This window comes from Streptomyces sp. NPDC059142 (genome assembly GCF_042755665.1).
In the GTDB taxonomy this organism is placed as follows: Bacteria; Actinomycetota; Actinomycetes; order Streptomycetales; family Streptomycetaceae; genus Streptomyces.
The window spans coordinates 1-1,672 of sequence record NZ_JBHZDA010000217.1 but is presented as its reverse complement, the minus strand read 5'-3'; the positions used below and the strand labels follow the sequence as shown (position 1 = coordinate 1,672).

Sequence of the window (1,672 nt, the reverse complement as noted above, 5' to 3'; positions counted from 1 at the left end):
GCCCCCCCACCCCCACCGTGAACCCTCCGACCCGGCCCCGCGCGCCGTCCACAACCCCCCCCCGCCCCACGTGCCGCGCCCCGCCCACCCCGCCGCGCCCCGACCCGGCAAAACCACCACGGCCAAGGTCGACCTCGACTTCCAGGTCGTCGAACTGCACGACGGGACCGGCGCGCCCGACGGCATGACCGGCGGACTCACCTATGCCACCGACCTCTTCGACCACTCCACCGCCCTGAGCCTCGTCGGCCGCCTGCTGCGCGTCCTGGACGCCGCCACCGCCGACCCCACCCGGCCCGTCGCCCGCATCGACCTCTTCGACAGTGCCGAGCGCACCCGCCTGCTCGGCGAGTCGAGCGGAGCCCGCAGCGACACCCTGGCCCTCACCGTCCCCGAGGTGTTCGCCATCCGCGCCTCCCGCGCGCCGAAGGCGCTCGCCCTGATCTGCCAGGACGAGCAGATCACCTACGGCGAACTGGAGGCCCGCTCCAACCGGCTCGCCCACCACCTCGTCGACCTCGGCGTCGGCCCGGAGACACCGGTCGGCGTCGTCATGGACCGCTCCCCGGACGTCGTCACCACCCTCCTCGCCGTCCTCAAGGCGGGCGGCGCCTACCTCACCCTCGACCCCGCCCAGCCGGTCTCCCGCACCCGCGAGATGCTCCACCGCACCGGAGTCGGTGTGTGCCTGGCCGACGGCCGGTACGCCGAGGAGGCGCGCGGCCTGGTCGACACCGTCGTCGTCGCCGACGCCGGGGACGCGGAGTGGGCCGGCCGGCCCGCCACCGCCGTCGCCGGACGCAGCCTGCCCGACCAGCTCGCCTACATCATGTTCACCTCCGGCTCCACCGGAGAGCCCAAGGGCATCGGGGCAACCCACCGCGATGTCGTCGATCTCGCGGGTGACCGCTGCTGGCAGTTCCCCGGCACCGCCCGCGGCATGTTCGCCGCGCCCCACACCTTCGACGGCTCCACCGTCGAGCTGTGGGTACGGCTGCTCACCGGCGGCGAACTCGTCGTCACCCCGCCCGGCCGGACCGACGCCGCCCGGCTGCGGTCCCTCGTCGGCGACCACGGACTCACCCACGCCCACCTGACCGCCGGACTGTTCCGGGTCATCGCCGAGGAGGACCCCGGCGCCTTCGCCGGTGTCCACGACGTGCTCACCGGCGCCGACGTGGTGCCCAGGGAGGCCGTACGCCGGGTCATGGAGGCCGCCCCCGGCATCGTCGTCCGCAGCAGCTACGGACCGACCGAGGTGACCGTCATCGGCACCCAGATCCCGCTGACCGACCCCGACACCATCGGCGACGTCGTCCCGATCGGCCGCCCGCTGGACAACACCGGTGTGTACGTCCTCGACGCCGCCCTCGAACCGGTCCCGGTGGGCGTCGCCGGCGAGGCGTACATCTCCGGCGCCGGACTCGCCCGTGGTTACGTCGGCCGGGCCGGACTCACCGCGGAACGGTTCGTGGCCTGCCCGTTCGAAGGAGCGGGCGCCCGGATGTACCGCACCGGAGACCTGGTGCGCCGACGTGCCGACGGCGCGCTGGAGTTCGTCGCGCGGGCGGACGACCAGGTGAAGATCCGGGGCTTCCGGGTGGAACCCGGCGAGGTCGAGTCGCTGCTGGCCGGCCACCCCGCGATCGCCCAGGCCGTCGTCACCGTCCGC

The 1,672-nt window shown here is 74.5% G+C and carries 1 protein-coding gene; it reads left to right on the top strand.

All coding sequences use genetic code 11. The annotated features are described in order from the left end of the window. Nucleotides 1-70: 70 nt before the first annotated feature. On the top strand, nt 71-1,672 hold a 1,602-nt coding region (locus ACFXPK_RS32840; RefSeq protein ID WP_385080813.1), incomplete at its 3' end, for an amino acid adenylation domain-containing protein.